General features: G+C 68.1%; 9 protein-coding genes. All 9 read left to right on the top strand.

Annotation, left to right across the window (positions count from 1 at the left end; genetic code table 11):
• Positions 1–441: 441 nt before the first annotated feature.
• The 9 genes from GGQ96_RS07155 (at position 442) to GGQ96_RS07115 (ending at position 14,541) form a co-directional block, all read left to right on the top strand.
• Positions 442–891 carry a hypothetical protein gene (locus tag GGQ96_RS07155; protein WP_184113002.1) on the top strand — a complete coding sequence of 150 codons (450 nt, stop codon included), beginning with the start codon at positions 442–444 and terminating at the stop codon, positions 889–891.
• Positions 888–3,425, top strand: coding sequence for an efflux RND transporter permease subunit (locus tag GGQ96_RS07150; RefSeq protein ID WP_184113001.1), 2,538 nt, complete (start codon positions 888–890; stop codon positions 3,423–3,425). The genes GGQ96_RS07155 and GGQ96_RS07150 overlap by 4 nt, the downstream gene beginning before the upstream one ends.
• Complete coding sequence (locus tag GGQ96_RS07145) at positions 3,422–4,864, top strand: efflux transporter outer membrane subunit (protein ID WP_184112999.1); 1,443 nt, start codon at positions 3,422–3,424, stop codon at positions 4,862–4,864. The genes GGQ96_RS07150 and GGQ96_RS07145 overlap by 4 nt, the downstream gene beginning before the upstream one ends.
• A 507-nt stretch (positions 4,865–5,371) precedes the next feature.
• A complete protein-coding gene (locus tag GGQ96_RS07140) occupies positions 5,372–7,882 on the top strand; it encodes a TonB-dependent receptor (RefSeq protein WP_184112998.1) in 2,511 nt (836 codons plus the stop codon).
• An 11-nt stretch (positions 7,883–7,893) separates the two neighbouring features.
• Complete coding sequence (locus tag GGQ96_RS07135) at positions 7,894–9,297, top strand: MFS transporter (RefSeq protein ID WP_184112997.1); 1,404 nt, start codon at positions 7,894–7,896, stop codon at positions 9,295–9,297.
• Between the two features lie 13 nt (positions 9,298–9,310).
• Positions 9,311–10,246: a TauD/TfdA dioxygenase family protein gene (locus GGQ96_RS07130; RefSeq protein WP_184112996.1), complete on the top strand. Its 936-nt coding sequence runs from the start codon at positions 9,311–9,313 to the stop codon at positions 10,244–10,246.
• Positions 10,247–10,352: 106 nt separating this feature from the next.
• The gene (locus GGQ96_RS07125) at positions 10,353–11,990 is read left to right on the top strand and encodes an arylsulfatase (RefSeq protein ID WP_184113240.1); all 1,638 of its coding nucleotides are present in this window, start codon (positions 10,353–10,355) and stop codon (positions 11,988–11,990) included.
• On the top strand, positions 11,987–12,934 hold the full coding sequence (locus tag GGQ96_RS07120; RefSeq protein WP_184112995.1) for a formylglycine-generating enzyme family protein: 948 nt from the start codon (positions 11,987–11,989) through the stop codon (positions 12,932–12,934). Before GGQ96_RS07125 ends, GGQ96_RS07120 begins: the two co-directional genes overlap by 4 nt.
• Positions 12,935–13,311: 377 nt before the next feature.
• Positions 13,312–14,541: a cation:dicarboxylate symporter family transporter gene (locus tag GGQ96_RS07115; RefSeq protein WP_184112994.1), complete on the top strand. Its 1,230-nt coding sequence runs from the start codon at positions 13,312–13,314 to the stop codon at positions 14,539–14,541.
• The last annotated feature ends 29 nt before the right edge of the window (positions 14,542–14,570 follow it).

Raw genomic sequence — 14,570 nt, 5'->3', positions numbered from 1 at the left:
AGTCATCTACATTCGCCGAATCATAGATTTTACAATGTCATAGCGATAGCGACGAAATCTAATTGACAATTTTATTTTGATGGGCGAGATTTTAGCGCCCACAATGGGCGATCTGTCTAGGTTGGGATGTAATAATGCCCAAGTCTTTGAAGCAGGAAACCGTAAAATCGGTGCACGCCACTCTGGCGCACGAGCTCTCCGCCGATCAGCTGGAGGCAGTGAGCGGCGGCACCATAAGGGGAAGCTCTCCGCACCAAACCGTAGGAGGCGATGGAAGCTCGCAATCGGACAATGATGTGGGTGTGCATACGGACTAAGCGGAGCGTGGGGGCGGGCGCATACCTTCCCCCACCACCTTGAAGATACATCGCCGCTCAGAGCCTCCTTTGTTCGGGGCGAACAGCACAAGACCTGTAGCCGTTTAGTAAAGGTGGGACCCCGATGGTGGCATCTGCAGCGAACATCCTCATCTGCACCCTTCCGCTGGATTACACGGCTTTCGCGGTGGCGGCGGGAATCGAGTTGCTCGGTGGTCGCGTCGAGATACTGATGCCATCTCTGATGCCACACTTCCAGACGCATACCTTCGTGCACGACGACAGCTGGTCGTTTGCGTTGGACGGGCGGACGATCTTCTCGGAAGATCAGCGCTTCACGAGCATCTGGCTACGTCGGACCGGCGGCTCCTCGCTGAACCTGTCGAGGCCGGAAGAGAGCAGTAAGGTATACCTTTCCACGATCCACAGCTCCTATGGGCGCAGTCTGACGTCCCTAATCTCGCGGTTCGCTGGCGAGGAGGATGCCGTGATCGTCAACGAGTTCTCATCCAAGGCGACCGCGAACAGCAAACTCGATCAACTCGTCCTCGCGCAGCCGATGCGCGGGGGATGAGCTGGCAGATCTATTCCAACCAGGCCGGTCGGCACGCCAGCGATTACCGGGGCACGATCATCGCCTGGCGCGACGGCGCCGCCGTACGGCTGTCCGACATCGCCGATGTCCATGACGGCCCCGAGGACATCCGCACCATCGGCCTGTTCAATGGCGAACGCGCGGTACCGATCCTCATCAGCCGCCAGCCGGGCGCCAATATCGTCCAAGTCGTCGACGCACTGAAGGCGCAGCTTCCTGCCCTGCGGCGGGCGATGCCACCCGACATCCATCTGGACGTGGCGTCCGACCGGACACTGACCATCCGCGCGTCGCTGCGCGAGGTGGAGGTGACCCTGTTGATCGCGACCTTGCTGGTCGTACTGGTCGTCAGCCTGTTCCTGCGCAGCTGGCGCGCGACGCTGATCCCGGCGGCGGCCGTCATCGCCTCGCTGCTCGGCACGTTGGCGGCGATGTATCTGGTCGGGTTCAGCCTCGACAATCTGTCGCTGATGGCGCTGACGGTGGCCACCGGCTTCGTGGTCGACGACGCGATCGTCGTGGTCGAGAATATCAGCCGGCATCTCGAGGCGGGGATGCGCCCGCTCCAGGCGGCGCTGGCCGGTGCGCGCGAGGTCGGGTTCACCGTGCTGTCCATCTCGTTGAGCCTCGTTGCGGTGTTCGTGCCGCTGATCTTCATGGGCGGCATCGTCGGCCGGCTGTTCCGCGAGTTCGCCCTGACCATGTCGATCGCGGTGATGATCAGCCTGATCGTGTCGCTGACCCTGACGCCGATGCTCGCGGCGCGGGTGCTGCGGACGCACGAACGGGAAGGCGGGGTGATGCGCGCGGCAGGCGCCGCGTTCGACTGGGCACAGGCGCGCTACGCGCGCGCGCTCGACTGGGCGCTGGATAACAGAACCGCGGTGCTGGTCCTGCTGGCGGGCACGGTCGCGCTCAACATCTTCCTGATCGACATCGCGCCCAAGGGCTTCTTCCCGCAACAGGATACCGGCGGACTGATGGGCGGCCTGCGCGCCGACCAGAGCATTTCCTTCACCGACATGCAGGCCAAGCTGATCCGCATCACGCGGATCGTGAAGAGCGACCCGGCGGTCGCGACGGTGGTGTCCTTCGCGGGCGGGTCGCGCGCCGGTGGCGGCTTCCTGTTCGCGACGCTGAAGAACCGGTCCGAGCGGCCCCCCGCCGCCGAGGTCATCGCCCGCCTGCGCCCCAAGCTCGCTCGGGTGAGCGGCGTCAGCCTGTTCCTGACCCCGGTCCAGGACCTGCAGATCGGCGGGCGGCAGAGCAACAGCATGTACCAATATGTGCTGAAGGCCGATGATCCCGATACGCTGAAAGTCGCCGGGGAGAAGCTGGTCGACGCGCTCAGGAAACATGCCGACGTGCTGACCGACGTTGATATCGACCAGCAGGATGCGGGCGCGGACGCCTTCGTCCAGGTCGAACGGGACACCGCCGCGCGGCTCGGCGTGACGATGCAGGCGGTCGACGCGACGCTATACGATGCCTTCGGCCAGCGCCAGGTCGCCAACATCTATTCCGGCCTGAACCAATATCACGTCGTGATGGAGGCCGCGCGCCGCTTCGACGGCTCGCCCGAGGCGCTCGGCGACGTGTACGTGCCGGCGGGCACGTCGACCGCCGCCCCCCCGGCCGCCGGCCCGGCTGCCGCAGCGTCCGCGTCAGGCGGCGGCGCGGGCGGATCGGCGATCGCCTCGGGCAGCGCCGTCAGCACGGCCGCGAAGACCATGGTTCCGCTCGGCGCCTTCGCCCGCTGGTCGACCGGATCGACCAACGCGGCGGTCAACCATTCGGACGGCGAACCCTCCGCCACCATCGCGTTCAACCTGCCCCCGGGCGGGTCGCTCGGCGCGGCGGCAGCGCTGATCACGCGGACCCAGGCCGATCTCGGCCTGCCCGCCGCCGTCCATGGCGCGTTCGGCGGCACCGCCAAGGTGTTCAAACAGTCCATCGCCAGCATGCCGTTTCTCATTCTCGCCGCCCTCCTCGCCATCTACATCGTGTTGGGCATTCTCTACGAGAGCGCGATCCACCCGCTGACCGCGCTGTCCACCCTGCCTTCAGCGGGCGTCGGCGCGATGATCGCGCTGATCGCGACGGGCGGCGAGTTCGACATCATCGCGCTGATCGGCATCGTGCTGCTGATCGGGATCGTGAAGAAGAACGCGATCATGATCATCGACTTCGCGCTGGAGGCGGAGCGGGGCGGCGGCATGGCGCCATTGGCGGCGGTGCGCGAGGCGTGCCTGTTGCGCTTCCGTCCGATCTTGATGACGACGATGGCCGCGGCGCTAGGCGCGCTGCCGCTGGCGATCGGGTTCGGCGACGGGGCGGAACTGCGCCGGCCGCTGGGCATCGCGATCTTCGGTGGGCTGGTCGCCAGCCAGGTCCTGACCCTGCTCACCACCCCGATCGTCTATCTGGCCCTGGACCGGTTCCGCAGCCGCAAGGCCGACGAACGTCATCTCGCCCGGCACGACCCGCCGCCCGCGACTGGAGTACCCGCATGACCCGCGCCGTCCGCCCTGTCCTGCCGCTGCTGGCGCTGGCCGGTTGTTCGATGGCGCCCACCTACCGCCCGCCTGCGACCGTGGCGATCCCGGCGAGCTTCCAGGAAGCGCCTGGCTGGGCCCCCGCCGCGCCCGGCGACGCGGTGACGCGCGGTCCCTGGTGGTCGCTGTTCGGCGACCCCGTGCTCGACGCACTGGAACGCCGCGTCGCGGTCACCAACCAGAATGTCGCCGCCGCCAGGGCGGCCTATCAGGCGGCCCGCGCGCTGGCGGTGGTGCAGCGCTCGGCTCTGTTCCCCACCATCACCGGGTCGGCGAGCGGCCAGCTTTCGGGCCGCGTCTCGGGCGGTCCGGCCACCGCGGTAGGATCGGCAAGCGGTCCGGGCCTGGCGACCGGGGGCATTGCCGTCAGCGGTTCGGGCACGCGCTTCGCGCTCGGCATCGGCGAGAGCTGGGAGCCCGACCTCTGGGGCCGCCTGGGCAATGCGGTCAGCCAGGCCAGCGCCGATGCGCAGGCGAGCGCGGGCGACCTCGCCAACGCCACCCTGTCCGCGCAGGGCGAGCTGGCGACCGACTATATCGCATTGCGCGGAATCGACGCGCAGCGCCTGCTGCTCGATTCGGTGATCCAGGATTACACCCGCGCCCTGACCATCACGACCAACCAGTATAAAGCGGGCACCGTCGCCCATTCCAACGTCTATCAGGCGCAGGCGACGCTGAGCAGCGCGGTCGCCCAACGCCAGATGCTGGACCAGCAGCGCGCGACACTGGAACACGCGATCGCCGTGCTGGTGGGCGAAAATCCGTCGCACTTCACGGTCACGCCGGCCCCCTGGACGCCGCGCGTGCCAACCATCCCCGGCATCGTCCCCGCCACCCTGCTCCAACGCCGCCCAGATATCGCTTCGGCCGAACGCAAGGTGGCGGCGGCCAACGCCGTGATCGGCATCCAGCGTGCCGCCTATTTTCCGCAGGTGACTCTATCGGGTAACCAGTCCAGCAGCGGCACCGCCGCCCGCCAGCTCTTCTCGGCGGCCACCAGCCTCTGGTCCTTCGGGTTGAGCGGACTGATGACCCTGCTCGATTTCGGGGAGCGCCACGGGCAGCGACTTCAGGCGCGGGCGCTATATGACGAGGCGGCCGCCAATTACCGCCAGACGGTGCTGACCGCCTTCCAGCAAGTCGAAGACGATCTCGCCGCAACCCGCGTGCTCGCCGATGTGACCCGGAGCCGCGGCACGGCCGCCGCCGCCGCGACCGAGGCCGAGCGGATCATCAACAACCAGTATCTGAGCGGCACGGTCGATTATTCGCAGGTCATCCTCGCCCAGACCAACGCGCTGACCGCGCGGCAGAACCAGATCCAGTCGGTGGTCAACCAGCAGAGCGCCGCGATCGCGCTGATCCAGGCGATCGGCGGCGGGTGGGACAGCTGACGGGGTCGAACGGCGATCTCACCTGCACCGCTCGTTCCTGCAAAGCCTTCCCCACGCGGTATCGGCTTGCGGCGGCGTCGCGCGAACGCGGGCGCGTTCCGGCTCGCCGCCATCGGCGGTTGGGAGGGACCGGCGACGGACGCTCCGCAAGAAAGCACCGGCGAACCTCGCCGCCCATCGGGCGATGCGCGGGGCAATTTCAGCCGCCCTTGGGACAAAGCTCGCCTAACCGGATGGCAAATTATGCTTTTCCCGCCATTCATACTGATTTGATAGGCTTTCACTCGCGCCCGGCCTGGGCATCAGCGAGGAGACCGGCATGATCTCGACCCGCTTCCACGATCCGCCTGCCATAGCGGCCCCTTCCATCCTTCGCTGCTAGGACGAGCGAACCGGGCAAACCGGTCTCGTCCGCGCGGTGGCTATCCGTCCGGTCGACGCCATCGGCATCGCAGCCGAGGACGGATCGCGCCGGTGCGACTGCCGAAACAACAAGAAAGCCAATCCATGAAAAGGGGATTTCCGGCGACGATGGCGCTCGTCCATCGCCACCGCGGAGCGTTGCTTGCCGCCGCGGCGCTGCCGCCATCCGGCGCGGCCGCACAAGTAGTCCCGGCCAGCAGCGACGGCACCGTCCTTGTTGCACCGACCGTTCACCTTGCGCCTGCGGGAGACACCGTCGTCGCTCCCGCCGCCCAGCCCAGCGCTGCGGGAGTCCCCGTGGCGAACTCCGCGCCATCCCCTGCGCCCGCCAGCGACATCGTCGTCACCGCCAGACGCCGCACGGAGCGCGCGCAGGACGTGCCGATCGCGCTGAGCGTCGTCGGCGCGGAGCAGCTCGGGCTGCGCGGTGACTATCGGCTCGATCAGGTGCAGCAGCTGGTCCCCTCGCTCCAGGTCTTCAGCTTCAACCCGCGCAATACCAACATCAACATTCGCGGACTTGGCTCCAACGTCGCACTGACCAATGACGGCCTGGAGAACGGCGTCGGCGTCTATATCGACAATGTCTATTACGGCCGTGTCGGGCAGAGCCAGTTCGACCTTGTCGATCTCGCCTCCGTCGAAGTGTTGCGCGGGCCGCAGGGCACGCTGTTCGGCAAGAACACCACCGCCGGCGCGATCAACATCACCAGCCGCCTGCCGGGTTTCCAGTGGCACGCCGACGGGCAGGTCGATGTCGGCAATTACGATTACCGCCAGGTGCGCGGATCGCTCACCGGGCCGCTGGTCGACGGGCTCGCCGCCTTCCGGCTGAGCGCCGCCTATACCAGCCGCGACGGCTTCCTCTACGACACGACGACGCGCCGCCGCGTCCATGACTATGAGAATGCGACGGTGCGCGGCCAGTTGCTGATCACGCCCGCGTCCACGCTGACGATCCGCCTCATCGGCGACTGGGGGCAGCAGGATCAGGCCTGCTGCATCAACCTGCCGGTGCGGACGTTCGCGACCTACGACAATGGCGCGGCCATCGCCAACACCTTCGTGCAGCGTCTCGCCCGCTTTCCGAACTACACGCCGCCCCCGATCGACCCGTTCGCGCGGACGACCGACGCCAATTCACCGTTCCAGGCGAACATGGATACCTGGGGCGTTTCCGGTCAAATCGATTACGATCTGGGCGGCGCGGCACTGACCGCGATCACGGCGGTGCGGCACTGGGACTGGTTCCCGCGCAACGACAGCGACCTGACCGCCCTGTCGATCAACACGCAGAACCACATCCTCAACTTCCAGCGTCAGGTCAGCCAGGAGGTGCGGCTTGCGTCCACCGGAACGCGATCGGTGGACTGGCTGATCGGCGCCTATTATTTCCGGCAGGTCGTGCGCGGGTACAGCCGCGCCGAATTCGGCTCCGACGCCGCACTCGCCCTCTACCCGTCGGACAATCAGACCGTCGCCGGCATCGCCACCAACGGCCTGCTGTCGGCCGGGCGGTCGGACCCGCATACCAAAAGCGGCGCGCTCTTCGGCCAGGGCACATGGCACATCGCCCCGACGCTTAGCCTGACGGCGGGGCTGCGCTATACGCATGAAGACAAATGGGGCAGCTACGCCAATGATCGCCTCGTCGCTCAGCCGACCACTGGACTGACGGCTGCGCAGATCGCGCGCGTCGCCGCGATCCGCAACGCGCTGGCCCCGATCCAGGCATTTTCGGTGGACACCGACGACGACAGCGTATCGGGCCTGGCGACACTCGGCTGGAAGCCGGGCGACGACATCCTGGTCTACGCCACCTATTCGCGCGGCGCGAAGTCGCAAGGGTTGAACCTCACCAACCTGCCCGTTGGCGTCGATCCGGTTGTCCGCCCGGAAAGCGTCGACAATTACGAGACCGGCCTCAAGTCGCAGTTCCTCAACCGACGCGTGACGCTCAACCTCGCCGCCTATCAGACGAACGTCCGAGACTATCAGACGACGATCGTCCAGCAGGTGATCGGCACCAACACGTACATCAACTATATCGCCAATATCCCGAAGGTCCGATCGCGCGGCTTCGAGGGCGACCTGGCGGTCCATCCCGCCGACTGGCTGAGCCTGACCGGTTCGATCGCCTATACGGATGCGACCTATCGCGACTACCCCAATGGTCCGACCCCGGTGGAGGCGCTCAACCCCACGGCCGCCAGCCCGGGCGGAACACCGTTGCGCGACTTTTCCGGACAGAGGCTGGCGGGCGTCCCCAAATGGGCGGCCTCGGTGGGCGGCGACGCCACCCGCGCGATCGGCAACGCCGCCGAGGCGTATCTGCACGGCGACTGGTCGTACCGGTCGTCTTATTACACGGTCGCCAGCAACAGTCGCTACGGGCTCGTCCCCGGCTACGGCCTGGTCAATGCGCGCGCCGGCATCCGGCTGGGCGAAGGCGGCCGCTACGACCTGTCGGTCTGGGCCCGCAACCTGTTCGACAAGGACTATTTCCAGACCTTGAACGTCCTCAATTACGGGCTGGTCACCGCCATCCTCGGCGATCCCGGCACGTACGGCGCGACCCTCAAGGTTCGGTTCTGAGGAGCGAGACGATGGCCAGCATCCCCCTCGACGACATCCCCACCGCCCACGGCGACGCCGCGCCGCATCCCGTTCACGGTCCCGCAGCTGTCCGGTTGCTCGGCTTCGGTTCGCTGGCGATCCCGCTGTCGGGCGCAGGCCTGCCGCTGATCCTGTTCGTACCGCAACTCTATGCGAGCCATTTCGGCCTGTCGCTGGCGACCATCGGCGTCATCTTCTTCCTGGGCCGCTTCTGGGACGTGGCATCGGACCCGATCGTCGGCACGCTGTCCGACCGGACGCGGACCCGTTTCGGCCGGCGACGGCCATGGATAGCGGCAGGCGGCGCGCTGTTCGGGACCGGCTCGGCGCTACTGTTCTTCCCGCCGGCGACCGTGCCGCCGCTGTATCTCGGGGCGGCACTGTTCGTCTTCTATGCCGGCTGGACGATGATCGAGATCCCCTTCTCCGCCTGGGCGGGAGAATTGTCAGGCCAGTATCACGAGCGCACGCGCATCGTGACCTACCAGCAGACGATGCGCGCGATCGGACTGTTGCTCGTCCTGATCCTGCCGACGCTCATCGAGCAATGGCGGCCTGCCGACGGCGTGCTCAAGCTGCATGCGACCGGCGCGTTCATCCTGGCGACGCTGGCCCCCGCGCTGCTTCTGAGCCTGACCGCGATCGCCGAGCCACCGGTTCCGGCGCAGCGCCAGCGTCGCATCGGCTTCTGGCGGAGCACCACGCTGGTCTTCGGCGACCGCCTGCTGCTGCGCGTGCTGGCCTCCGACGCGGCGGTGACGGCCGGCCAATCGATCCGGGCCGGGCTGATCGCCTTCTTCTGCGTCAGCTACATGGGCCTGCCGCAATGGGCGAGCGGGCTGTACCTGCTGCAATTCGTCTTCGGCGTCGCGGCGGGGCCGCTATGGCTGGCGATCGGGCGCCGCCTCGGCAAGCGCGAGACGGCGATCGCCGGCGAATTGGCGCAGGCGGCGATCAACATCGCGCTGCTCGCGGTCTTTCCCGACATGCTGTGGCTGCTGATCGCGCTTGCCGTCGCGCAGGGGCTGACCCAGGGTTCGGGCAACCTGATGCTGCGCGCGATGGTCGCCGATGTCGCCGATGCGCACGAGCTGGCGACCGGGCATAACCGCACTGGCCTGTTCTTTTCCGTCTTCAGCCTGGCGACCAAGGCGGGCCCCGCGATCGGCATCGGCCTGGCGCTGCCGCTGCTCGCCTGGCTGGGGTTCGAACCGAAGGGGGACAGCGCCCCCGCCGCGCTGGAAGCGCTCAAATATGTCTTCGCGCTCGGCCCTGCCACCGCGCACATCATCTCGGCCGCGCTGATCTGGCATTTTCCGCTCGACCAGACCCGCCACGCCGCGATCCGTCGCGCGCTCGATGCGCGCGCGGCCTCCCTCCCCGTCGAAGCCTGAAGGAGTGTGTGACATGACCGTGATCCAACACCAGTTCGACAATGCCGCCGATGCCAACAGCCCGCTCGAAATCGTCCCCGTCGCGGGGAGGATCGGCGCCGAGATCAGGGGCGTCGCGTTGTCGGGCGACCTCGACGACCTGACGATCGCCGCGATCAAACAGGCGCTTGGCCGCCATAAGGTGATCTTCTTCCGCGCACAGACGCATCTCGACGACGAGACGCACGAAGCCTTCGCATCGCGGCTCGGGGAACCGCTCGCCCACCCGACCGTCCCGGTGGCGGAAGGCTCGCGCTTCCTGCTCGAGCTCAACTCTCGCGAGGGTGAGGCGGCGTCGCAATGGCATACCGACATCACCTTCCTGCCCGCCTTCCCCGCCGCATCGATCCTGCGCGCGCTGGTCATCCCACCGGCGGGCGGCGATACTCTGTGGGCCAATGCGGTCACCGCCTATGACGGGTTGCCCCCAGCGCTCAAGGCGTTGGTCCATGAGCTGCGCGCGGTCCACACCAACGCTTACGACTACGCCACCGCCCGTCCCGAAGCCTCGGCCGATGCGATCCGCCGCCATCGCGAGGTGTTCGCCTCCACGGTCTACGAGACCGAACATCCAGTGGTCCATGTCCACCCGGTAACCGGAGAGAAGGCGCTGCTTCTCGGCAATTTCGTCAAGAGCTTCGTCGGCCTCAACCGCGAGGACTCGAACCGCGTCTTCCAGATCCTGCAGGACCAGATCACCAAGCCTGAGAACACCGTGCGCTGGCGCTGGCAGCCGGGCGACGTGGCGATCTGGGACAATCGCGCCACGCAACACCGAGCGATCGCGGACTTCGGCAAGCAGAAACGTCATCTGCGCCGCGCGACGATCGCGGGATCGGTGCCGGTCGCGCTGGCCGGCGGACCGAGCCGCCCGCTGAAGCCCGAACCGCTGCTCGAAGCCGCGGAATGACCTTTCGCGCCGGCGGCCTGCCAGCCAGGACGCCGGCGCCCTCTCGATCCCGGAGAACCGCCTCGTGCGAACGACCGCGCTGACCATCGCCCTGCTCGCCACCACCATGATCGGCGCGGCCACGATCACCGCCACGCCCCGCGGCGCTGCCCAGGCCATGCCGGGCGCGGCCGTAACCGCCTCGGCAAAACCGAACATCCTCATCATCGTCGCCGACGATCTCGGCTATTCCGACCTCGGTGCGTTCGGTGGCGAGATCCGCACGCCCAATCTCGACGCGCTGGCCGCACGCGGGCTGAAACTGACCGGCTTCCACGCCGCGCCGACCTGTTCGCCGACCCGGTCGATGCTGCTGTCGGGCACCGACAACCATCTCGCCGGGCTTGGCAACATGGCGGAGATGCTGACGCCCAACCAGATCGGTCAGCGCGGCTATGAAGGTCATCTGCCCGAGGATGTCGTCACGCTCGCGGACCGGCTGCACGACCTCGGCTATGCGACACTGATGGCGGGCAAATGGCATCTCGGCACGCGCGCCGAGGACAGCCCCGCCCGCCATGGTTTCGACCAGAGCTTCGACCTGGCGCAGGGCGGCGGAAACCATTATGGGCTCGACCTCGCCAGGGACGGCAAGCCCGGCACGACCTATTGGGAAAACGGACGCCAGCTTGCCCGGCTGCCGGACGGCTTCTATTCCTCCGACGCCTATGCGACGAAGCTGATCGAGCAGCTCAGCCGCACCGACCCGGCCAAGCCGTTCTTCGCCTACCTCACCTTCACCGCGCCGCACTGGCCGCTCCAGGCGCCCGACGCGGATGTGGCGCGTTACCGGGGGCGCTATGACGAGGGCTTCGAGGTGCTGCGTGAACGCCGCCTCGCGAAGCTGAAGGCGCTTGGCCTGGTCGGGGTCGACGTCACGCCGCACGACCTCGTCCTGCCGCCGGGCCGCAGGTGGACCGAGCTGTCGCCCGCCGAACGCAAGGAACAGGCGCGGCTGATGGAGGTCTACGCCGCGATGGTCGACCGCATGGACCAGAATGTCGGCCGCGTCATCGCGCATCTCAAGGCGACCGGCCGTTACGCCAACACGATCATCCTGTTCACCGCCGACAATGGCGCGGAAGGGATTGACATCGCGCGGTCCGAACTCCCCGAGTTCCGCGCCCGTGTCGCACAGGCCGACAATCGCTTCGCCAATCTGGGCAAGCCGACCTCCTATGCGGGATATGGTCCCGGCTGGGCGCAGGCGGCGACGGCACCGTCCTGGCTGTACAAGGGCTATACCACGGAGGGCGGCACTCGCGTGGCCGCCTTCATCGACTGGCCGGGCGCGCGCCGCACCGGCATCAGTAGCGCATTCGGAACGGTCATGGACGTTGTGCCGACGCTGGTCGAGGCGGCCGGCGGCGAATGGCGTAGTCCGCGCCATGCCGGACGCCCCGTCCAGCCGGTCCGCGGGCAGAGTTGGCGCCTCTATCTGACCGGCGCGGCGGCCCATATCCACGCGCCCGGCGAAGCGATCGGCAGCGAGCTGTTCGGACGGCGCGCCGTCCGCCAGGGCGACTGGAAGGCGGTGAACCTCGGCGACACATGGCGATTGTTCAACATCGCCGATGATCCGGGGGAAACCCGCGACCTTGCCACGCGAGAGCCAGCGAAGCTCAAGGCGTTGATCGCCGCCTGGGACGCCTATGGCAAGGAAACGGGCGTCATCTTGCCCTCCGTCGCAAGCCGCTATCCATGATCCGGCTGACCCTGGTCGCGACGCTGCTCGCAAGCGGCCTGCACGCCGATGCGGCGCCGGTCGCGCGCCTGGACGTATCGCCGTCCTGCGCTGGCAGTTCCGCCGACGGCAGCGTCGGCGTGCCGGCCACCCGCTTCCTGATCGGCAGCGACGCTTCCTATCCGGAGGAGCGGCCGCGCGTCGCCGTGGCAGTCGCCCCGTTCGGCGTCGACGCGCATGAAGTGACCAACCGGCAATTCGCCGCCTTCGTGGCCGCGACCGGCTATGTCACCGAGGCCGAGCGGCCCGGCGGAGGCGCGTTCGTGTTCGTGCCGCCGCCTGCCGACCAACCGTTTCTCGCCCCCGATCCCGCGACATGGTGGCGCTTCGTGCGCGGGGCGACCTGGCGCCATCCTCATGGGCCCGGCAGCGACATTGCCGGCCACGCCAACGATCCCGTGGTCGACGTCACCTTCGCGGACGCCACCGCCTATGCGCGCTGGGCCGGCCGCGCGCTACCCACCGAAGAGCAGTTCGAGGCCGCCGCCAGGATCGGCCTGCGCGATCCCGATGCCGCGCCCGAACGTCATGCCGCCAATTACTGGCAGGGGCATTTCCCCGCGCAGGACACCGGGGCCGACGGCTGGATCGGCCCGGCACCGGTTGGCTGCTTCCGCCGAAGCCCGATCGGCACGTACGATTTGATCGGCAATGTCTGGGAGTGGACGCGGAGTTGGTATCTGCCGGGGCACGGCGCCTTCGTCACGGGCGACGGCACGCCCGGCAATCCCAGCTTCGATCCCCGCCAGCCGCAGGCCCGCGCACGCGTCATCAAGGGCGGCTCGTTCCTGTGCGCCGCCAATTATTGCGCCCGCTATCGCCCCGCCGCCCGCCACGCCCAGGACGAGACGCTTGCCGCCTCGCACCTGGGCTTCCGCACCGTCGATCCCGCGCCGTCCCGATAAAATGAGCGCGAAGTCATTCTTGGGACAGGCCAAGCCTTCACCGTCTTGCTCCCCCGCCGACGTCCGGCATGGCACGGCACCATGACCCTCAATCGCCCCATCTCCTTCGAACAACCCCGATTCTGTCCGCCACCGAGCCGCGTCGACGACCCGCGGACGCAAGGCCAGTTCACCATTCCGAGCCGATCCGACCCGACGGACGCGGCGACGCCTATGCCCAAGTCGCGTAAGCGGTCGACCGCCCATGCCAGTGGCCACGGCGTTGCGGCGGCGCGCACGCGGAGGCGGGGCACCACCATCGCCGATCTGCGCACACGCTGTGTCATCTTCGACCCGTGGCGGTCGGGCAAGACCGGGGCACAGGAGCCCCGAGGCGCGTGAGGATCCCTGCCGTCGGCCGCATTTTGGCGGGCCTGATCGCCGGCCTGGCCCTGGGCTATCTGGCGGGTCCCGACTGCCCCGCGCTGCCTGCCCTGCAGGCGATTGGCGGGGTCTGGCTCGACGCGCTGCGCATGCCGATCATCCCGCTGGTGTTCGCACTGGTGGTGACGGGGCTCGGCGGCGGCTCCGGTTCCGGCGGGTCGAGCCGCGTTGCGCGTCGCGCGATCGGCGCATTCGTCCTGTTCCTCTCCGGCTCCGCCGTGTTCGGCGTCGCGTTGGGATCGGCGATGTTCAGCGCCTGGCAGGTGACAGGGCTGGAGGCGGTGCGCGCCACCGGCGCCAAGCTGCCGGACCTGCCGCCGCTTGGCGAGACGTTGCGCGCGCTGGTGCCGGTCAATCCGGTCGCGTCGGCGGCCCAAGGGGCGATCGTGCCGGTCGTGCTGTTCGCTTTGCTCTTCGCCATCGCCCTGCGCCATATCGATCGGTCGCGCGCCGCCGTGATCGTCAACGGCTGCCAGGGCGTGGCCGACGCGCTGCTCGTCATCATCGGCTGGGTGCTGCTCGCCGCGCCGATCGGCGTTTTCGCGCTGGCGTTCGACGTCGCCGCCCGGAGCGGCTTCGCTGTCGGCGCGCTGCTGCTCTGGTACGTAGTCGCGCGGGTCGTCGGGGGCATCGTCCTGCTCGCCGCGTTCGTGCTGTTGGTGGCGGTCGCCGCACGTACCCGGATGCGGACCTTCCTGCGCGCGGTGCTGCCCGCGCAATCGGTCGCCTTCAGCACCCAATCCTCGCTCGCCTCGCTGCCCGCCATGCTAGAGGCGACGCGGACGCTCGGCTTGCCCTCGCGACCGGTGGGCACCGTCTTGCCTCTCGCCGTCGCGTTGTTCCGGATCAGCGCGCCGACGGCGATCGGCCTCGCCACGCTGGCGCTGGCGCGCCTCAACGGCATCGAGCTCGGCCTCGGCCAGCTCGGCCTGGTGGCCCTGCTCGCCGTGCTCAACAATCTGGTGATCGCGGGGCTGCCGAACCAGATCAGCTTCTTCGCCGCCTATGCCCCCGTCGCGCTTGCCGTCGGCGTTCCGATCGACTTGCTGCCGCTGTTCCTGGCCGTCGACACCATCCCCGACATGGTCGCCACGGCGGCCAACGTCACCGCCGACATGGCCGTCACCACGATCCTGACCGAAGGCGCGACCGACGACGCCGGACCGGACGCGTCGGAGGACTGACCCTCTCGCCCCCCTCCCGCAGAAAGGCC

The sequence above is a fragment of the Sphingomonas abaci genome, assembly GCF_014199625.1.
GTDB classification, from domain to species: Bacteria; Pseudomonadota; Alphaproteobacteria; order Sphingomonadales; family Sphingomonadaceae; genus Sphingomonas; species Sphingomonas abaci.
The sequence above is the reverse complement of the archived record's forward strand: the minus strand, read 5'-3'. Positions and strand labels throughout refer to the sequence as shown.

Excerpts from the sequence above, each read along its gene's own strand:
- GGQ96_RS07130 (WP_184112996.1), top strand. The coding sequence starts at position 9,311 with ATGACCGTGATCCAACACCAGTTCGACAATGCCGCCGATGCCAACAGC.
- GGQ96_RS07155 (WP_184113002.1), top strand. The coding sequence starts at position 442 with ATGGTGGCATCTGCAGCGAACATCCTCATCTGCACCCTTCCGCTGGAT.
- GGQ96_RS07120 (WP_184112995.1), top strand. The coding sequence starts at position 11,987 with ATGATCCGGCTGACCCTGGTCGCGACGCTGCTCGCAAGCGGCCTGCAC.
- GGQ96_RS07150 (WP_184113001.1), top strand. The coding sequence starts at position 888 with ATGAGCTGGCAGATCTATTCCAACCAGGCCGGTCGGCACGCCAGCGAT.
- GGQ96_RS07125 (WP_184113240.1), top strand. The coding sequence starts at position 10,353 with ATGATCGGCGCGGCCACGATCACCGCCACGCCCCGCGGCGCTGCCCAG.
- GGQ96_RS07145 (WP_184112999.1), top strand. The coding sequence starts at position 3,422 with ATGACCCGCGCCGTCCGCCCTGTCCTGCCGCTGCTGGCGCTGGCCGGT.
- GGQ96_RS07135 (WP_184112997.1), top strand. The coding sequence starts at position 7,894 with ATGGCCAGCATCCCCCTCGACGACATCCCCACCGCCCACGGCGACGCC.
- GGQ96_RS07140 (WP_184112998.1), top strand. The coding sequence starts at position 5,372 with ATGAAAAGGGGATTTCCGGCGACGATGGCGCTCGTCCATCGCCACCGC.